The organism is Pseudomonas sp. NPDC090233 (genome assembly GCF_044772285.1).
GTDB lineage: Bacteria > Pseudomonadota > Gammaproteobacteria > Pseudomonadales > Pseudomonadaceae > Aquipseudomonas.
Genome location: NZ_JBIVYQ010000004.1, coordinates 412,506 through 427,186, shown reverse-complemented (window position 1 = coordinate 427,186; position 14,681 = coordinate 412,506). Strand labels below are relative to the sequence as shown.

Here is a 14,681-nt window from a genome sequence, read left to right as displayed (position 1 = left end):
GATGCACAAATGGTTGCTGGATTGCTCGAACGCCTTGGCGTTACCGCCGCGGCTCACACCCAGGGCGACTACCCTGTTCACACGCCGATCGACGGCAGCCAGATCGCCTCGGTGAAACTGCTTGGCAAGGCCGAGACCACCGCCATCATCGACCAGGCGCAGTCCGCCTTCGAAGCCTGGCGCAGCGTGCCGGCCCCGCGCCGTGGCGAGTTGGTGCGCCTGTTCGGCGAAGTGCTGCGTGAGCACAAGGCCGACCTCGGCGAGCTGGTGTCGATCGAAGCCGGCAAGATCACCCAGGAAGGCCTGGGCGAAGTGCAGGAAATGATCGACATCTGCGACTTCGCCGTGGGCCTGTCGCGTCAGCTGTACGGCCTGACCATCGCCTCCGAGCGCCCTGGCCATCACATGCGTGAAACCTGGCACCCGCTGGGTGTGGTCGGCGTGATCAGCGCTTTCAACTTCCCGGTCGCCGTGTGGGCCTGGAACACCGCGCTGGCGCTGGTCGCTGGCAACGCGGTGGTGTGGAAACCGTCCGAGAAAACCCCACTGACCGCGCTGGCTTGCCAGGCGCTGTTCGAAAAAGCCCTGAAAGCCTTCGGCGATGCTCCGGCTGGCCTCGCGCAACTGGTTATCGGCGGCCGCGAAGCTGGCGAAGCCCTGGTGGATGATCCGCGCGTGCCGCTGGTCAGCGCCACCGGCAGCACCCGCATGGGGCGTGAAGTCGGCCCGCGCGTGGCAGCCCGTTTCGGCCGCAGTATTCTGGAGCTGGGCGGCAACAACGCCATGATCCTGGCCCCGAGTGCCGATCTGGACCTCGCCGTGCGCGGCATCCTGTTCTCCGCCGTCGGCACCGCCGGCCAGCGCTGCACCACCCTGCGCCGGCTGATCGTGCACCGTTCGATCAAGGACGAAGTGGTTGCCCGCGTCAAAGCCGCCTACGCCAAGGTGCGTATCGGCGACCCGCGCAAGGACAACCTGGTTGGCCCGCTGATCGACAAGCTGTCGTTCGACGCCATGCAAGGCGCGCTGGCCAAGGCTCGCGATGAAGGCGGCGAGGTATTCGGTGGCGAGCGTCAGTTGGCCGCCCAATTCCCGAACGCTTACTACGTATCGCCTGCCATCGCCGAGATGCCCGCGCAGAGCGATGTGGTGCGCCACGAAACATTCGCGCCGATTCTCTACGTGCTGGCCTACGACGACTTCGAAGAGGCCCTGCGCCTGAACAACGAAGTGCCACAGGGCTTGTCGTCGTGCATCTTCACCACCGATATTCGTGAGGCCGAGCGCTTCCAGAGTGCCTCGGGCAGTGATTGCGGCATCGCCAACGTCAACATCGGTACCAGCGGTGCCGAGATCGGCGGTGCGTTTGGGGGCGAGAAGGAAACCGGTGGCGGGCGTGAGTCGGGGTCGGATGCCTGGAAAGGCTACATGCGGCGCCAGACCAACACCGTGAATTACTCGCGCGAGCTGCCGCTGGCGCAGGGTATCGTGTTCGATTGATGCTGTATGGCCGGGGGCTTTGCCCCCGGGCCGCCCTAACAAGAACAATACGGTTGGAGCCGGGCCATGTCCGAACTGCGTCAACAATGCTTGTGGGAACACGTCAGCCAGCCGACCGTCGCCGCCCAGGCCCTGGCCGGTGAGCACAAGGCGGATGTTTGCGTTATCGGCGGCGGCATTACCGGCCTGTCGGCGGCCATTCACCTGCTCGAACAGGGCAAGTCGGTGATCCTGCTGGAGGCCTGGAAGATTGGCCATGGCGGCTCCGGTCGCAACGTCGGCCTGGTCAACGCCGGCACCTGGATCCGCCCCGACGATGTCGAGGCGACCCTCGGCCAGAAGCAGGGCAGCCGCCTGAACAAGGTGCTCGGCGACGCCCCTGGCGAGGTGTTCGCCATGATCGAACGCCTCGGCATCGACTGCCAGGCGCAGCACAAAGGCACCCTGCACATGGCGCACAACGCCACCGGCATCGCCGACCTCGAAGCCCGCCATGAACAGTGGAGCCGGCGTGGCGCCGATGTGCAGTTGCTGACCGGCGCCCAATGCCAGGAATACTGCGGCACCGACAAGATTTCCGCCGCGCTTCTCGACCGCCGCGCCGGCACCATCAACCCCATGGGCTACACCCAGGGCCTGGCCGCAGCGGTTGTGCGCCTGGGCGGCACGCTGTTTCAGCAATCGGCCGTCGAAGGCCTGGAGCGCGACGGTGACGCCTGGCGGGTCAAGACCGCGCGCGGTTCGGTGCGTGCCGACAAGGTGGTGATCTCCACCGGCGCCTACACCGAAGGCGACTGGAGCAACCTGCAGAAGCAGTTCTTCCGGGGTTACTACTACCAGGTAGCCTCTAAACCGCTGCACGGCGCCGCCGCTGACAAGGTTCTGCCCCACGGCCAGGGTTCATGGGACACCCGCACCGTGCTCAGCAGCATCCGCCGTGACGACCAGGGCCGCCTGCTGCTCGGCAGCCTTGGCCGGGTCGACAACAAGCCGGCGTGGTTCGTGCGTAGTTGGGCTGATCGCATTCAGAGCCATTACTACCCGGAGCTGGGCAAGGTCGAGTGGGAAATGCACTGGACGGGTTGCATCGACTTTACGCCTGACCACCTGATGCGCTTGTTCGAGCCAGCGCCGGGGTTGGTTGCGGTGACCGGCTACAACGGGCGGGGGAACACCACGGGGACCGTGATCGGCCGTGCGTTTGCCGAGTTCTTGCTCAAGGGGGAGGCGGACAGCTTGCCCATACCGTTTTCGGCGATGACCGGGGTGAGTGCGCCGTCGTTGCGTACGGCGTTTTACGAGTCTGGGTTCTCGCTGTATCACGCGGGGCAGTGCTTGAGAGTTGTGCTGTAACTGCTGGCCTCATCGCGGATGAATCCGCTCCTACGGGGGGTGTAGGAGCGGATTCATCCGCGATGAGGCCAGTGCAGGCAACAAATTACTTGTGCAACCAGCTAAGAAACCCACCTTTCTTGATCAGCGCCGGCTTCTGCAGCAACAACGATTCCCGACTCTGGCGCCTGAACCGCTGCAGCTTGCTCAACGCCGTCTGCACTTCACCACGTTGCACCAGGCAGCTCTTCACCTGCTCCTTGTCAATGCGGTACAACACGCAACTGGTCAACGTGCGGAACTCGGCAAACGAGTCATCCTCATCGATGATGCCCTCGATCCCCAGCACCTCGCCCGGCCCCATGCGCCCGGCCTCCAGCAACTTGTCGCCATCGCGCACTGACGCCGAAACCACACCGCTGCCAATCACCAACAGGTGATCGGAATGCTCGCCCACGCCCAACACCACCTGGTCGGCCAGGTATTCCACGGCGGTCATGCGCTGGCTCAACGCATCGCGCTCCTCAATGCTCAGCGAACGGAACACCCGCACCTCATCCAGCACCTCGCGCTGGCGACTGCGCGGCGCCATGGCCAGGTCGACATTCCACATCACCCCGCTGGCTTCCAGGTGCCGGTGGGCCAGGTCGAACAGCTGATTGCGCACTTCGGTCTTGCGCGCGACGTCGGCGATGAAGCCGCTGGCCTCGTATTCCACCGACTCCAGCGTCGAGGTTTTCACCGACACCTTGGGCGCAGGCGAAAGGAGCAGGGCGCTGGTGCCTTGCAGGGCTTTTTCCAGCGCGTCGAACACCCGTCTGGGGCGCACCTTGGCGGGCACCACCACGTTGATCGAAACGCCATGCCGGTCTGCCGGGCGGCTGTGGTTGAGCAGCTTGGCCTTGGCCGCCACCGAGTTGGGGATCACCGCCAGGCTGCCCGTGCCGGTGATCATCCGCGTGGCGCGCCAGTCGATATCCACCACCTTGCCCTCGGTGCCATCGATGGAGATCGAGTCGCCAATCTGATAGGGCCGCGTGGTGTTCAGCACGATGCCGCTGAACACATCGGCCAGGGTACTTTGCAAGGCCAAGCCGATGACAATAGCCATGACCCCGGAGGTGGCCAGCAAACCCTTGACCGGCAGTTGCAAGACATAGCCTGCGGCGGCCACCACAGCGGCCAGGAAGATCAATGCCCCCAGCACATCCTGCAGCAACCGCCCGCCATGGCTGCCACGCGCCACCAGCAGCAGGCCGAACACCACCGTCACCGTGCGCGCACCGAACAGCCACCAGCCGATCGCCAGCACGGTCGCCATCAGGTTGCGGGACACATCGTCGACCCAGGGTGGTGGTTGCAGCGGGCTCATCCCAGCGGTCACCAGCACCCAGCTGAACAGCAGGAAGATTGCCAGCCGCGCGCCGATGCGCCAGGCCCGGCGCTGGATGGGGATGAGTTGCCAGAGGATGAGGTCGAGCAGGATCAGGGTGGTGCCGAGCAACAACGGGGAGGACTGGATGAAGGCCAGCATGATGGTCTCGGGGGTGAGGGGAGGGCTGGGGGTAGTAATAGAGCAGGTTGGGGCGGCAGGCAATCAGCAGGAGGGCATTTATTCATTTCCCCGGTTCAGAGGTTGCTGCCTGGCCACTTATGCCGCCCTATGGTTTTACGATAGGCACATAATGAAGTACATCAGAGGGCCGAAAACAATCATGTAGGCAGAGGCGGCGGCAACCGGCACCCAGCTAGCGACTATCCAGAGAATATTGGCCCACGTGATTGAGGCGTTTTGCAGACCCAATTGGTCTCCCTCGCAAGCATTTGCCGCCTGTTGAATTAGTATCAAGGAAACGGTGGCGAACAGTATGTTCGTGATAAAAAATATGATGGGTGTCATGAACGCTACCGTCAGGAATAGAATTTCAATGAAACGCTCGGGAATCCAAAGTCTCCAACTCATTGTTGCCAGCGTGGGAAGCCACCACATCAAGGTGACGTTGAGCGCTGTGCCCTCCACCCGCTGGTTCGCTACGCGGCTACGAGCGATGATGTTCTTCATTAGCCAATACATCGTGAAACCGCTGAATGTCGCGCATAATAGCGGGACTAACTTAAGTCCGGATTGTCCGCGTAAATATAACCAGTGTCGATAGTTGCAGTATGCGATGTATAGACCTAGGGAAAGCACTCCGACGATGACAAACTTTGATAATGAGACAACGTGAAGCTGAGTCTTCTCAGTGCTTGAGTTGGATTTTAGGCAGTCTTGCCCCAGGATAAGTTTTTTCACTTTGTAGTTTCTCATTTAATTTGGTGATTAAATGCGTTCAGTATCGCTAGTTCGATATAATCGGAGCGCTGAGCGTGGTGTCCCACACTTGTCATTATTTGATTTGTTTAATTTTTCAGGCTATGAAATAGCTCATGACGAGCCAAACAAATCCAGCGATAGTCAAGTATGATGAAGCAATCATCGTTTTTTTCAGATTTTTAGGAAGTTGTTGCAAGTCTTCAGCGTCGAGTGACCCTCTACGGATGTTGGATCTCGGAAACATGATTTCGCTTGATAGCATGGAGATTACAAAGATTCTTGATTTCATACTTCTTTCCCCCCACATCCTGATCGCAAACTGAAGGCAATCGCTCCTTGCAAGTGCTGAAGTTATTTGCATGTAGTTACGAATGGACGCAAGGTGGACATCTAGGATGAATCCGATGAAAATTAGAATGAAAGGTGCACCTAATATGAATATCTGAATCTTGAGATCGAGATGATCAATCATCTTGAAATGCCTCGAAAATCTTATCTGCCATTTCTTCGCCGCGTTTCATTCCCTGCGTGCTGCCAATGTAAGCCCCTGCTCCTGTAACTGCTACGCCGCATATCAAAGTGCCAGCAGGGTGGCGCAGTCTCCAGCAGACTTTAGTAGCCACTTCAGCGCCGATTTTACCGCCAGCCCAACCACCGCCTAAGCCACCAAAAAAATTTGCTGCCTCAGTTATTTTGACTTTTTCACAGGCCTTGCTATCACCTGCCCGGCATACGTCGGAAACTTTTACTGATGAACCAATACCACCAATGGTGATGCCTATATATCCCCCGGCTTTCAAGTATTTGGAAATCTTGGCAAGCTTATCCAAGTGTGTTGAGTAGCCTGGAATTTGACCCGGAGCCCCTGATTTGGACCAATGGTGTACCAGACTTTTAGTAGAGATACCCAAGTCCCGACGCAGTTTTTCGTAATTGCCTAAGTTAAGGCGTTTTTTTAGAGTGGTCGATCTCAGATGAGTGTCTAATTGGTTGAGCAGCTTCCTGCGTTTTTCGAAAAACTCTGAGCTGTGCAGATGTCCATACTTGCCAAACTGTTCCAGATGCAGCGCTTCGATCTTTCTGAGCAGGAGGCCTATTTCATCCAGTGACTTTGCCATCGCCGCCTCACTCACGCCGACGGACAAGCTCACTTCACTGAGCAGCGCCGCAATCTCAGCTTGGTTTAGCATCATGAATTCCGCTTCTTCCGGCGTAAGGCTTGCCAGCGCCTCTCGCGCCTGTTTCGCCGCACTCATCGCATACAGCTCTTCCTGAGTACAAACCGGGCGACTAAGTCCATCGCCAATGACGAAAATCTCGCCCGCCTTGAACCCCAACTGATGCGTCGGGTTCAGTCTCTGCAGAATCGACCGTGGCAGCTTGGCCTGTGGTGCACCGAGTTCTACCAGCACTTCCTGATACGTCATGCACCGCGGGACGATGAAGAAACCAGGTTCCATGGCTTGCGGTTCAGGCGACGGCTGGAAGGCCTGGGGCTGGTAGCTGTCCCTTACGGACGTATTGGCGCGCACGGGTGGGGGTGCTTCATAAACCGCAGCAGGTGCTGATGTGTGGCGAGGGGCGGGGCCTTGGCCCAGCGGAGCAACCAAGCGATTGCTGCCCAGCGGGCAGCCGCATTTCACCAGCGCGCCATCGACGGCGGTGGGTATGTTGTCCTGCTTCCAACGTGGCTCACCTTCGATGAGCGTGCCTTCTACCCCGCAGCGCGGGCAGAAGGTGGTCTTGTCACCTTGCAGCAGCCAATCGCTGCCGTGGACCCTGCCACGGGCCTGGCTGGCAATGCAGATGGCGCCGGTGCTGGTTTCGTCGCCGTCCAGGCCTTGGCCGCGGCCAAAGATGTTCATGCGTCGGCTCATGGCTCACCTCGGTTGTGAAGATGGAAGCCTGGAACCTAGCAGCCTGGAAGGCAGTTTTTTCAAGGTGAGGAAGGTTTGGGAAAGGTCCTACAGGAGATGACGATTTGGATGTAATCGCATTCCGTTGGAAGAGGCCAGCAAATCCACTGCCAACCCATCGTTCCTGAAACAGAACGCTAAAGCCAAAAACCACTATCTACCGCTCCAAAGGTGATGGTTTTAATCTTCTCCCATCAACGCGAAACACCCAACTTACTGAACATCAAAAACCCTTAGGAGCACGACCATGACCAACTTCAAATACAACCGCCTGAACAAAGACGACGCCGCCGTTCTGCTGGTCGACCACCAGGCTGGCCTGCTGTCCCTGGTCCGCGACATCGAGCCGGACGCGTTCAAGAACAATGTCCTGGCCCTGGCGGACCTCGCCAAGTTCTTCAACCTGCCGACCATCCTCACCACCAGCTTCGAACAAGGCCCCAACGGCCCACTGGTACCCGAGCTGAAAGCGCTGTTCCCGGACGCCCCCTACATCGCTCGCCCAGGCCAGATCAACGCCTGGGACAATGAAGACTTCGTCAAAGCCGTGAAGGCCACCGGCAAGAAGCAACTGATCATCGCCGGTGTGGTCACCGAAGTGTGCGTCGCCTTCCCGGCCCTGGCCGCGCTGGAAGAAGAGTTCGACGTGTTCGTGGTCACCGATGCCTCCGGTACTTTCAACCAGATGACCCGCGACGCCGCCCACGACCGCATGAGCCAGGCCGGCGCGCAACTGATGACCTGGTTCGGCGTGGCCTGTGAGCTGCATCGCGACTGGCGCAACGACGTCGAAGGCCTGGCCGCGCTGTGCTCCAACCACATTCCGGACTACCGCAACCTGATGACCAGCTACAACGCCTTCAACGCCAACAAGTAAGCCGAGCCCGGGGCACCGCCAGGCGGTGCCCGCCCAGGGCTGCACACCCATTCAATCCTCCGCCCGTCCGCCGTTGCACAGTGGATGCGGGCAAGCTCATCCCAAGGAACGCCGATGAACACCGCACTCCAAGACAACCGCGAAGTGGTGACCGTATGCCTGCAACACCAGGTTCTCGATAGCCCGCTGGGCACACCGGCAGCGCAACCGCCACGCTGGAAGCAGGCACTGCTGACGTACCTGGTGATCTGCCCGATGACGATGATCATTCCGCAATTGCTGGCGCCGCTGTTCGCGCGCTTCCCGCAGCTGGGCGGGCCGATCACCGGCAACCTGATCGTCAACCTGTTCGTCATCCTGCCCGTGGTGTTCTACATCATGCCGTGGGTCACCCGCCGCTGCGCCAACTGGCTGCGTGGCTGAGCCGAGGCAGGCTGCACAAAATCTGATCAAGGCTAACCTTCACCCACCGCACATCCATGCAATCCCGGCCAGGCTGGAACCGGCATGCTCCACCGTTGCGCCTGCCGCCTCACATAGACGGAGAAGACCATGTCCCAGGACCCCAGCGACAACAGCCGTCGCCAGTTCCTCGCCAAGAGCACCGTGCTCGGTGCCGCTGGCGCGCTCTGGTCCGCATTGCCCTTCACCGGCTCCGCCGGTTCCGCCCACGCATCCATTCAAGGAGGTTCCATGACCGCCGACCTGATTCTGTTCAACGGCAAGCTGCACACGGTCGACCGTGAAAACCCCACGGCCACCGCCGTCGCCATCAAGGACGGCCGCTTCATTGCCGTGGGCAACGACGCCGAGGCCATGGCCCACAAGGGCAGCGCCACGCAGGTCATCGACCTCAAGCAGCGCACGGTGATCCCGGGCCTTAACGACTCGCACCTGCACCTGATCCGCGGCGGCCTGAACTACAACCTGGAACTGCGCTGGGAAGGCGTGCCGTCGGTGGCCGATGCCCTGCGCATGCTCAAGGACCAGGCCGCACGCACGCCAACCCCGCAGTGGGTGCGTGTGGTCGGTGGCTGGAACGAATTCCAGTTCGCCGAAAAACGCATGCCGACCCTGGAAGAAATCAACCAGGCCGCGCCCGACACCCCGGTGTTCCTGCTGCACCTGTACGACCGCGCGCTGCTCAACCGCGCCGCCCTCAAGGCCGTAGGCTATGACAAGGCAACGCCGAACCCGCCGGGCGGCGAGATTCAGCGCGACAAGTTCGGCAACCCGACCGGCATGCTCATCGCCCGCCCCAATGCGATGATCCTCTACGCCACCTTGGCCAAAGGGCCGAAGCTGCCGCTGGAATATCAGGTCAACTCGACCCGCCAGTTCATGCGCGAGCTCAACCGCTTGGGCCTGACCAGCGCCATCGATGCTGGCGGCGGCTACCAGAACTTCCCGGACGACTATTCGGTGATTCAAGAACTGGCCGACAAAAACCAGCTGACCGTGCGCATCGCCTACAACCTGTTCACCCAGAAGCCCAAGGAAGAGCTGGACGACTTCAAGAAGTGGACCTCCAGTGTCAAGCTGCACAGCGGCACCGACTTCCTGCGCCATAACGGCGCTGGCGAGATGCTGGTGTTTTCCGCCGCCGACTTCGAGGACTTCCTCGAACCGCGCCCGGACCTGCCGCAAACCATGGAAGAAGAGCTGGAGCCGGTGGTCCGCCACCTGGTCGAGCAGCGTTGGCCATTCCGCCTGCACGCCACCTACAACGAATCGATCACACGCATGCTCGACGTGTTCGAGAAGGTCAACCGCGACATCCCGTTCAACGGCCTGCCGTGGTTCTTCGACCATGCCGAGACCATCACCCCGCAGAACATCGAGCGCGTTCGCGCCTTGGGCGGCGGCATTGCCATCCAGGACCGCATGGCCTTCCAGGGTGAATACTTCGTTGATCGTTACGGCGCCAAGGCCGCCGAACAGACGCCGCCGATCAAGCGCATGCTCGAAATGGGCGTGCCGGTAGGTGCCGGTACTGACGCCACCCGTGTCTCCAGCTACAACCCGTGGACATCGCTGTACTGGCTGGTCAGCGGCAAGACCGTGGGTGGCATGGAGCTGTATCCGCAAGGCCTGGACCGCGACACTGCGCTGCAACTGTTCACCCAGGGCAGCGCCTGGTTCTCCAGCGAACAGGGCAAGAAAGGCCAGCTGAAGGTGGGGCAACTGGCGGACCTGGCGGCGCTATCGCTGGACTTCTTCAGCGTCGAAGAAGAAGCGATCAAAGGCATCGAGTCGGTGCTGACCATCGTCGATGGCAAGGTGGTTTACGGCGCTGGCGAATTCGACAGGCTCGGCCCACCGCAGGTGCCGGTGCTGCCGGAATGGTCGCCGGTGGCCAAGGTGCCAGGGCATTGGCGTGTCGGTACGCCATCGTTGGCGGCGGCGGTGCATGTGTGCAGCGGGCCGTGTGGGGTACATGCGCACAGCCATGACACCGCCCGCAAGTCGAGCGTGCCGGTGAATGACTATCAGGGCTTCTGGGGTGCGCTGGGGTGTTCGTGCTTCGCGTTTTAAGCTGATGTGAAGAAGGGGCCGTGCAGGCCCCTTCTTGGTTTACCGGGCTCTTTCTCGCTAAAGCGGGCTCACCCTGCAAGCCGGAATATCAGTCGAAGTCCCAATCAGGCTGGCAGTGACCCACACTAGTCGGATAGGTCCCTTCCGAGCAGGATGGCGCATATGGCAGTGGACCCTGGGCGTGAGCAACCTGAATCAGTCCGGCAGTGGCTAGCAGTGCAATCAAGGCAATTTTTTTCATTCTCATTTCCCGAAAGAAGTTATTGGTGTTGGCAGAACAATCCTATGCCGTGCTCAGTCCCGAGGGCTTTAGCTCAATTCCAATGGACTTTTCGGATACTCGATCCCGGCTCGTGGGAAACTTCATGGCAAAAGCTTCCAACCCCTTGATCCATCATGGAGTTGCAATCAGAAGCGGCCATTGAGTGGGTACTCCATGATGAGGTAGATACGGTCGATGTCATCGCCAGCCTGGGCCTGGTTGGCGCGGTGGCTGACGTGGGAAAACGACAGGCGGAGGTCCTTGGCGGCGCCCGACTGCACCACGTACTTCATCTCGATATCACGTTCCCAGTGCTTGCCACCCTGGCCTTGCTGGCCGACATAAACGCCGCCGGCCGGTGCATGTGTGCCATCGATGTCGCGACCGCTGACGTAACGGCCCATCAGGCTCAAACCGGGGGCGCCGAAGGTCGCGAAGTTCAGGTCGTAACGCAGTTGCCATGACGCTTCGCCTGGGCCGTTGAAATCGGCGTACTTGATCGCGTTGGCCAGGTAGATCGAATCGCCGCCGACGAAATCGAACGGCGTGTCGCCTTCCACTTTCTGGTAGGCCAGGGTCAGCGCCTGGGCGCCGAAGCTGTATTTGGCCAGCAGGCTGTAGGCGAGGGTGTCGATTGCCCCGGCGCTGGCTTCGCCGGTGTCGCGGGTTCTGTAGAGGTTGCCATCCAGGCGCCAGTTGCCTTCGGCCAGGTTCAGGTTGAGGTAGGCCTGGCGCCAGGTGTCTTGCAACTCGCCGGTATACAGCGAGCCACCGAATCCGTCACTGAATGCGTAGGTAGCACCGGCCAGGCTGATGGCGCGGCCCCGGGTGGTGGCGCCGTAGCCGCTGAAGTCGTCGCGGGTCGAGCTCTTGTCCTGGTTGTTGAACGCGGTGAAGCGGCCGGCCTGCAGGCGCCAGTCGGGCAGGTCGGTATTTTCGACGAACCAACCGGTGGCGTACTCCGGGTGCAGGCGTTTGTCACCGGTGTCGAACACCGAGGTTTCCACGGTCATTTCGCCGTACCGCAGTTGCGTGTTGCCCAGGCGCAGCTTCAGGGCGGCGCCGGCGCTGGAGTAGTCGGACTCGGCGCGGCCATCGCCGTCGCGAGGCAGCAGTCCGGTACCGGCATGGCCACGGCCACCGTCAAGCTTGAGGCCGAGAAAGCCGTGGGCGTCGATGCCGATACCAACAGTGCCTTTGGTGAAGCCCGAACGGATTTCGCCGATGAAGCCCTGGGCCCATTCCTGACGGTAGTTCTGGCCGCTGGCGGAAGGTGAACGGAAGTCGCTGTGCAGGAAATAGTTGCGGCTGAGCAGCGACCAGCCGTGTTCTTCTGCCTGGCTGAGTACCGGGCAGAAGGCGAGGGTGGCGAGCAGGGCGCGGCCTGGTCCGTGAGTGGCGCGGATCATGGGGGCTCCGGGGTGGATGATCCGGGAGTGTGGGGCAAGGATAGGCTGGCGATCTTGTAAGCGTGTGCTGGCTGGGGATTCAAGCCATGTCGCTGATGGCGAATTCCTCTGCCAGGTGATCGATCAGCGAGCGCACCGACGGCAACAACCCGCGCCGTGACGGGAAGATCGCATGCACGATGCCGCAGCGTGGGTGCCAGTCTGGGATCAGCTCCACCAGACGTCCCGCCGCCAGGTCTTCGCGCACCGCAACCCGCGGCAAATGCGCGATGCCGACCCCGGCCACGACGAAATGGCGCAGCGCGAACAGGTCATCGGTGACCATGCGTGGTTTGTGCGGGATGACGATGCTGCGGCTCATGTCTTCGCCCTGGAACAGTTCCCACTGGTATTCGCGCTGAGCACTGCCCCAATGCACGCTGGGCAGCGTGCCGAGCAGTTGCGGGTCAAAGCCTTCGGGCAGTTGCTCCAGGTATTGCGGCTGGCCCACCAGGCACTGGGTGCTGTTGCTCAGCACCTTCATCACCATGTCGGTGTTCTCCAGCGGCGGGAAGCGCACCCGCAGCGCCACGTCAAAGCCTTCGTGCAGCAGGTCGACGCGGCGGTTGGTGCTCTCGATGAACAGTTCCACCTGCGGGTACTTGAGCATGTAGCGGGTGAGCATCGGCCCGACCCAGGAGTTGAGCAGGGTGGTCGGGCAGCTGATGCGCACCAGGCCGCGCGGTTCGCTGCGGTTGCGCTCGATGATCTCCGCCGCGCCCTCGGCCTCCACGCGCATGGCCAGGCAACGGTTGTAATAGGCCTGGCCGATTTCGGTCAGCGAGCAGTGCCGGCTGGTGCGGTGCAGCAGGCGCACGCCCAGACGGTCCTCAAGGTCGGCGATGCGCCGGCTGAGCTTCGACTTGGGCATGTCCAGCGCCCGCCCGGCTGGCGCGAAGCCGCCGTGCTCTACCACTTGGGTGAAATAATAGAGGGAGTTGAGGTCTTCCAATGATCGTTCTCCAGATGGAACGCTAAAGGCAATTTTCGCCGTCTACCGCTGCGAACGTGATGATTTTAATCTGTGCCCATCAACGCGAAACACCCCGAATTGCTGAAAACTTCATAAACCTTAGGAGCACAGATCATGAGCAAATTCACCTACAACCGCCTGAACAAAGATGACGCCGCCGTACTGCTGGTCGACCACCAGGCTGGCCTGCTGTCGCTGGTGCGTGACATCGAGCCGGACAAGTTCAAGAACAACGTGCTGGCCCTGGCTGACCTGGCCAAGTTCTTCAACCTGCCGACCATCCTCACCACCAGCTTCGAGCAAGGACCGAACGGCCCGCTGGTGCCGGAGCTGAAAGCCCTGTTCCCGGACGCCCCCTACATCGCCCGCCCTGGCCAGATCAATGCCTGGGACAATGAGGACTTCGTCAAGGCAGTGAAGGCCACTGGCAAAAAGCAGCTGATCATTGCCGGTGTGGTGACCGAGGTGTGCGTGGCGTTCCCGGCACTGTCGGCGTTGGAAGAAGAGTTTGACGTGTTCGTGGTGACCGATGCTTCCGGTACCTTCAACGAAATGACCCGTGATGCGGCGCATGACCGCATGAGCCAGGCGGGTGCGCAGATGATGACCTGGTTTGGCGTGGCTTGTGAGCTGCACCGCGACTGGCGCAATGACGTGGAAGGGCTGGCGGCGCTGTGCTCGAACCACATTCCGGATTATCGGAATTTGATGACCAGCTATAACGCGTTGACGGCTGGTAAGTAACACGAAGTAATCTGATGATTGGCTTCCGCATGGGAGCCATCGTTGACTTGATCAACGAGTGTTGTTAGCGTTCCATCTGAGCGCGAAACCAGCTGCTATTCAGCGGCAACAGCTGGCGTAGGAACCCCGTCGATGGCTGAATCATCAGCGTCGGGTGAGACCTCCACACCCCGGCTTGAGGGTGTGTATATGAATATCAAGCACGAATTCAGGGCCACTGGTGACAGTGGCCCTTTTCTTTGCACGGCAGAAATGCATATCGCCGGTATAGCAGCCTTCCGTGGCGGTGTTTGTTCAGTGCCTTTGCATCGCATTGCATGAAATTCCACAACACTTTGCCCTGGTCGAGAGACACGATTACCAGCATCTGCCGCTTCGTTTCGTAGACGCCAATGAAAGCTAACCTGTAAGTCTCATTGGTGTAGGCGACTTCCCAAATCTCGAATGGCCCGGAAAGCGTGTCCAGCGCTACTTTCACATAACGTTCACGGGCGTCATGTCGTTTCTCTACGATGTGATGGAGGCAGCTGCGTTTAACCCGGATGTCTCCCATCGGGGTTGCGACAGTAACTTCGTCAATGTTTGAACCATTCAACCCCAGATGTTCCGCAGCAAGCTCGATGGCTGCGTCATGTGAGTCGGCAGCCGTCAGTTCTTCGATAGGTTGGATGCGCATTTCCCGGTCGAGTGTTCTGAGATCGGGCAGTTTTAGATTCAGCCAGGTGCTCTGGCCTTTCTTCTCGGCGATTTTCGCAATTGGGTTGATGGTGCTCAAAGACA

General features: G+C 60.4%; 12 protein-coding genes. 6 read left to right on the top strand and 6 right to left on the bottom strand.

Going from position 1 to position 14,681, the window contains the following annotated elements; all coding sequences use genetic code 11:
* The first annotated feature begins 9 nt into the window (after positions 1-9).
* Together ACIQUF_RS13265 and ACIQUF_RS13260 are read left to right on the top strand one after the other, a co-directional pair.
* Positions 10-1,500 carry an aldehyde dehydrogenase family protein gene (locus tag ACIQUF_RS13265; RefSeq protein ID WP_403132001.1) on the top strand — a complete coding sequence of 497 codons (1,491 nt, stop codon included), beginning with the start codon at positions 10-12 and terminating at the stop codon, positions 1,498-1,500.
* A 66-nt stretch (positions 1,501-1,566) separates the two neighbouring features.
* Entirely contained in the window at positions 1,567-2,853 is a 1,287-nt protein-coding gene (locus ACIQUF_RS13260; protein WP_403131998.1) for an NAD(P)/FAD-dependent oxidoreductase, read from the top strand.
* An 85-nt stretch (positions 2,854-2,938) separates the two neighbouring features.
* Here the strand turns inward: ACIQUF_RS13260 and ACIQUF_RS13255 are convergent, their stop codons facing one another.
* The 3 genes from ACIQUF_RS13255 to ACIQUF_RS13245 form a co-directional block, all read right to left on the bottom strand.
* Complete coding sequence (locus ACIQUF_RS13255) at positions 2,939-4,366, bottom strand: mechanosensitive ion channel domain-containing protein (protein WP_403131996.1); 1,428 nt, start codon at positions 4,364-4,366, stop codon at positions 2,939-2,941.
* 135 nt (positions 4,367-4,501) lie between these two features.
* Positions 4,502-4,894, bottom strand: coding sequence for a hypothetical protein (locus ACIQUF_RS13250; RefSeq protein ID WP_403131995.1), 393 nt, complete (start codon positions 4,892-4,894; stop codon positions 4,502-4,504).
* A 716-nt stretch (positions 4,895-5,610) separates the two neighbouring features.
* Positions 5,611-7,011, bottom strand: a complete 1,401-nt coding sequence (locus tag ACIQUF_RS13245; protein WP_403131993.1) for a PAAR domain-containing protein — start codon at positions 7,009-7,011, stop codon at positions 5,611-5,613.
* 298 nt (positions 7,012-7,309) lie between these two features.
* On the opposite strand from ACIQUF_RS13245, the gene ycaC (ACIQUF_RS13240) reads away from it, so the two are divergent.
* From ycaC (ACIQUF_RS13240) to ACIQUF_RS13230, 3 genes are all read left to right on the top strand, one after another.
* Positions 7,310-7,939, top strand: a complete 630-nt coding sequence (gene ycaC, locus ACIQUF_RS13240; RefSeq protein ID WP_403131991.1) for an isochorismate family cysteine hydrolase YcaC — start codon at positions 7,310-7,312, stop codon at positions 7,937-7,939.
* A 114-nt stretch (positions 7,940-8,053) separates the two neighbouring features.
* Positions 8,054-8,362 (top strand): hypothetical protein, encoded by a 309-nt coding sequence (locus ACIQUF_RS13235; RefSeq protein ID WP_403131989.1) that lies wholly within the window; start codon positions 8,054-8,056, stop codon positions 8,360-8,362.
* Positions 8,363-8,491: 129 nt separating this feature from the next.
* Positions 8,492-10,474, top strand: coding sequence for an amidohydrolase (locus ACIQUF_RS13230; RefSeq protein ID WP_403131987.1), 1,983 nt, complete (start codon positions 8,492-8,494; stop codon positions 10,472-10,474).
* A 408-nt stretch (positions 10,475-10,882) separates the two neighbouring features.
* Here the strand turns inward: ACIQUF_RS13230 and ACIQUF_RS13225 are convergent, their stop codons facing one another.
* Both ACIQUF_RS13225 and ACIQUF_RS13220 read right to left on the bottom strand, forming a co-directional pair.
* The gene (locus ACIQUF_RS13225; RefSeq protein WP_403131985.1) at positions 10,883-12,145 is read right to left on the bottom strand and encodes an OprD family porin; all 1,263 of its coding nucleotides are present in this window, start codon (positions 12,143-12,145) and stop codon (positions 10,883-10,885) included.
* A gap of 79 nt (positions 12,146-12,224) precedes the next feature.
* Entirely contained in the window at positions 12,225-13,136 is a 912-nt protein-coding gene (locus tag ACIQUF_RS13220) for a LysR substrate-binding domain-containing protein (RefSeq protein ID WP_403131983.1), read from the bottom strand.
* Between the two features lie 135 nt (positions 13,137-13,271).
* On the opposite strand from ACIQUF_RS13220, the gene ycaC (ACIQUF_RS13215) reads away from it, so the two are divergent.
* Entirely contained in the window at positions 13,272-13,901 is a 630-nt protein-coding gene (gene ycaC, locus ACIQUF_RS13215) for an isochorismate family cysteine hydrolase YcaC (RefSeq protein ID WP_400801461.1), read from the top strand.
* Between the two features lie 208 nt (positions 13,902-14,109).
* On the opposite strand, the gene ACIQUF_RS13210 is transcribed toward ycaC (ACIQUF_RS13215), so the two are convergent.
* Entirely contained in the window at positions 14,110-14,676 is a 567-nt protein-coding gene (locus ACIQUF_RS13210) for a PBECR2 nuclease fold domain-containing protein (protein ID WP_403131980.1), read from the bottom strand.
* Between the last annotated feature and the right edge of the window lie 5 nt (positions 14,677-14,681).

Excerpts from the sequence above, each read along its gene's own strand:
- ycaC (WP_403131991.1), top strand. The coding sequence starts at position 7,310 with ATGACCAACTTCAAATACAACCGCCTGAACAAAGACGACGCCGCCGTT.
- ycaC (WP_400801461.1), top strand. The coding sequence starts at position 13,272 with ATGAGCAAATTCACCTACAACCGCCTGAACAAAGATGACGCCGCCGTA.
- ACIQUF_RS13225 (WP_403131985.1), bottom strand. The coding sequence starts at position 12,145 with ATGATCCGCGCCACTCACGGACCAGGCCGCGCCCTGCTCGCCACCCTC.
- ACIQUF_RS13260 (WP_403131998.1), top strand. The coding sequence starts at position 1,567 with ATGTCCGAACTGCGTCAACAATGCTTGTGGGAACACGTCAGCCAGCCG.
- ACIQUF_RS13235 (WP_403131989.1), top strand. The coding sequence starts at position 8,054 with ATGAACACCGCACTCCAAGACAACCGCGAAGTGGTGACCGTATGCCTG.
- ACIQUF_RS13230 (WP_403131987.1), top strand. The coding sequence starts at position 8,492 with ATGTCCCAGGACCCCAGCGACAACAGCCGTCGCCAGTTCCTCGCCAAG.
- ACIQUF_RS13250 (WP_403131995.1), bottom strand. The coding sequence starts at position 4,894 with ATGAAGAACATCATCGCTCGTAGCCGCGTAGCGAACCAGCGGGTGGAG.
- ACIQUF_RS13265 (WP_403132001.1), top strand. The coding sequence starts at position 10 with ATGGTTGCTGGATTGCTCGAACGCCTTGGCGTTACCGCCGCGGCTCAC.
- ACIQUF_RS13255 (WP_403131996.1), bottom strand. The coding sequence starts at position 4,366 with ATGCTGGCCTTCATCCAGTCCTCCCCGTTGTTGCTCGGCACCACCCTG.
- ACIQUF_RS13245 (WP_403131993.1), bottom strand. The coding sequence starts at position 7,011 with ATGAACATCTTTGGCCGCGGCCAAGGCCTGGACGGCGACGAAACCAGC.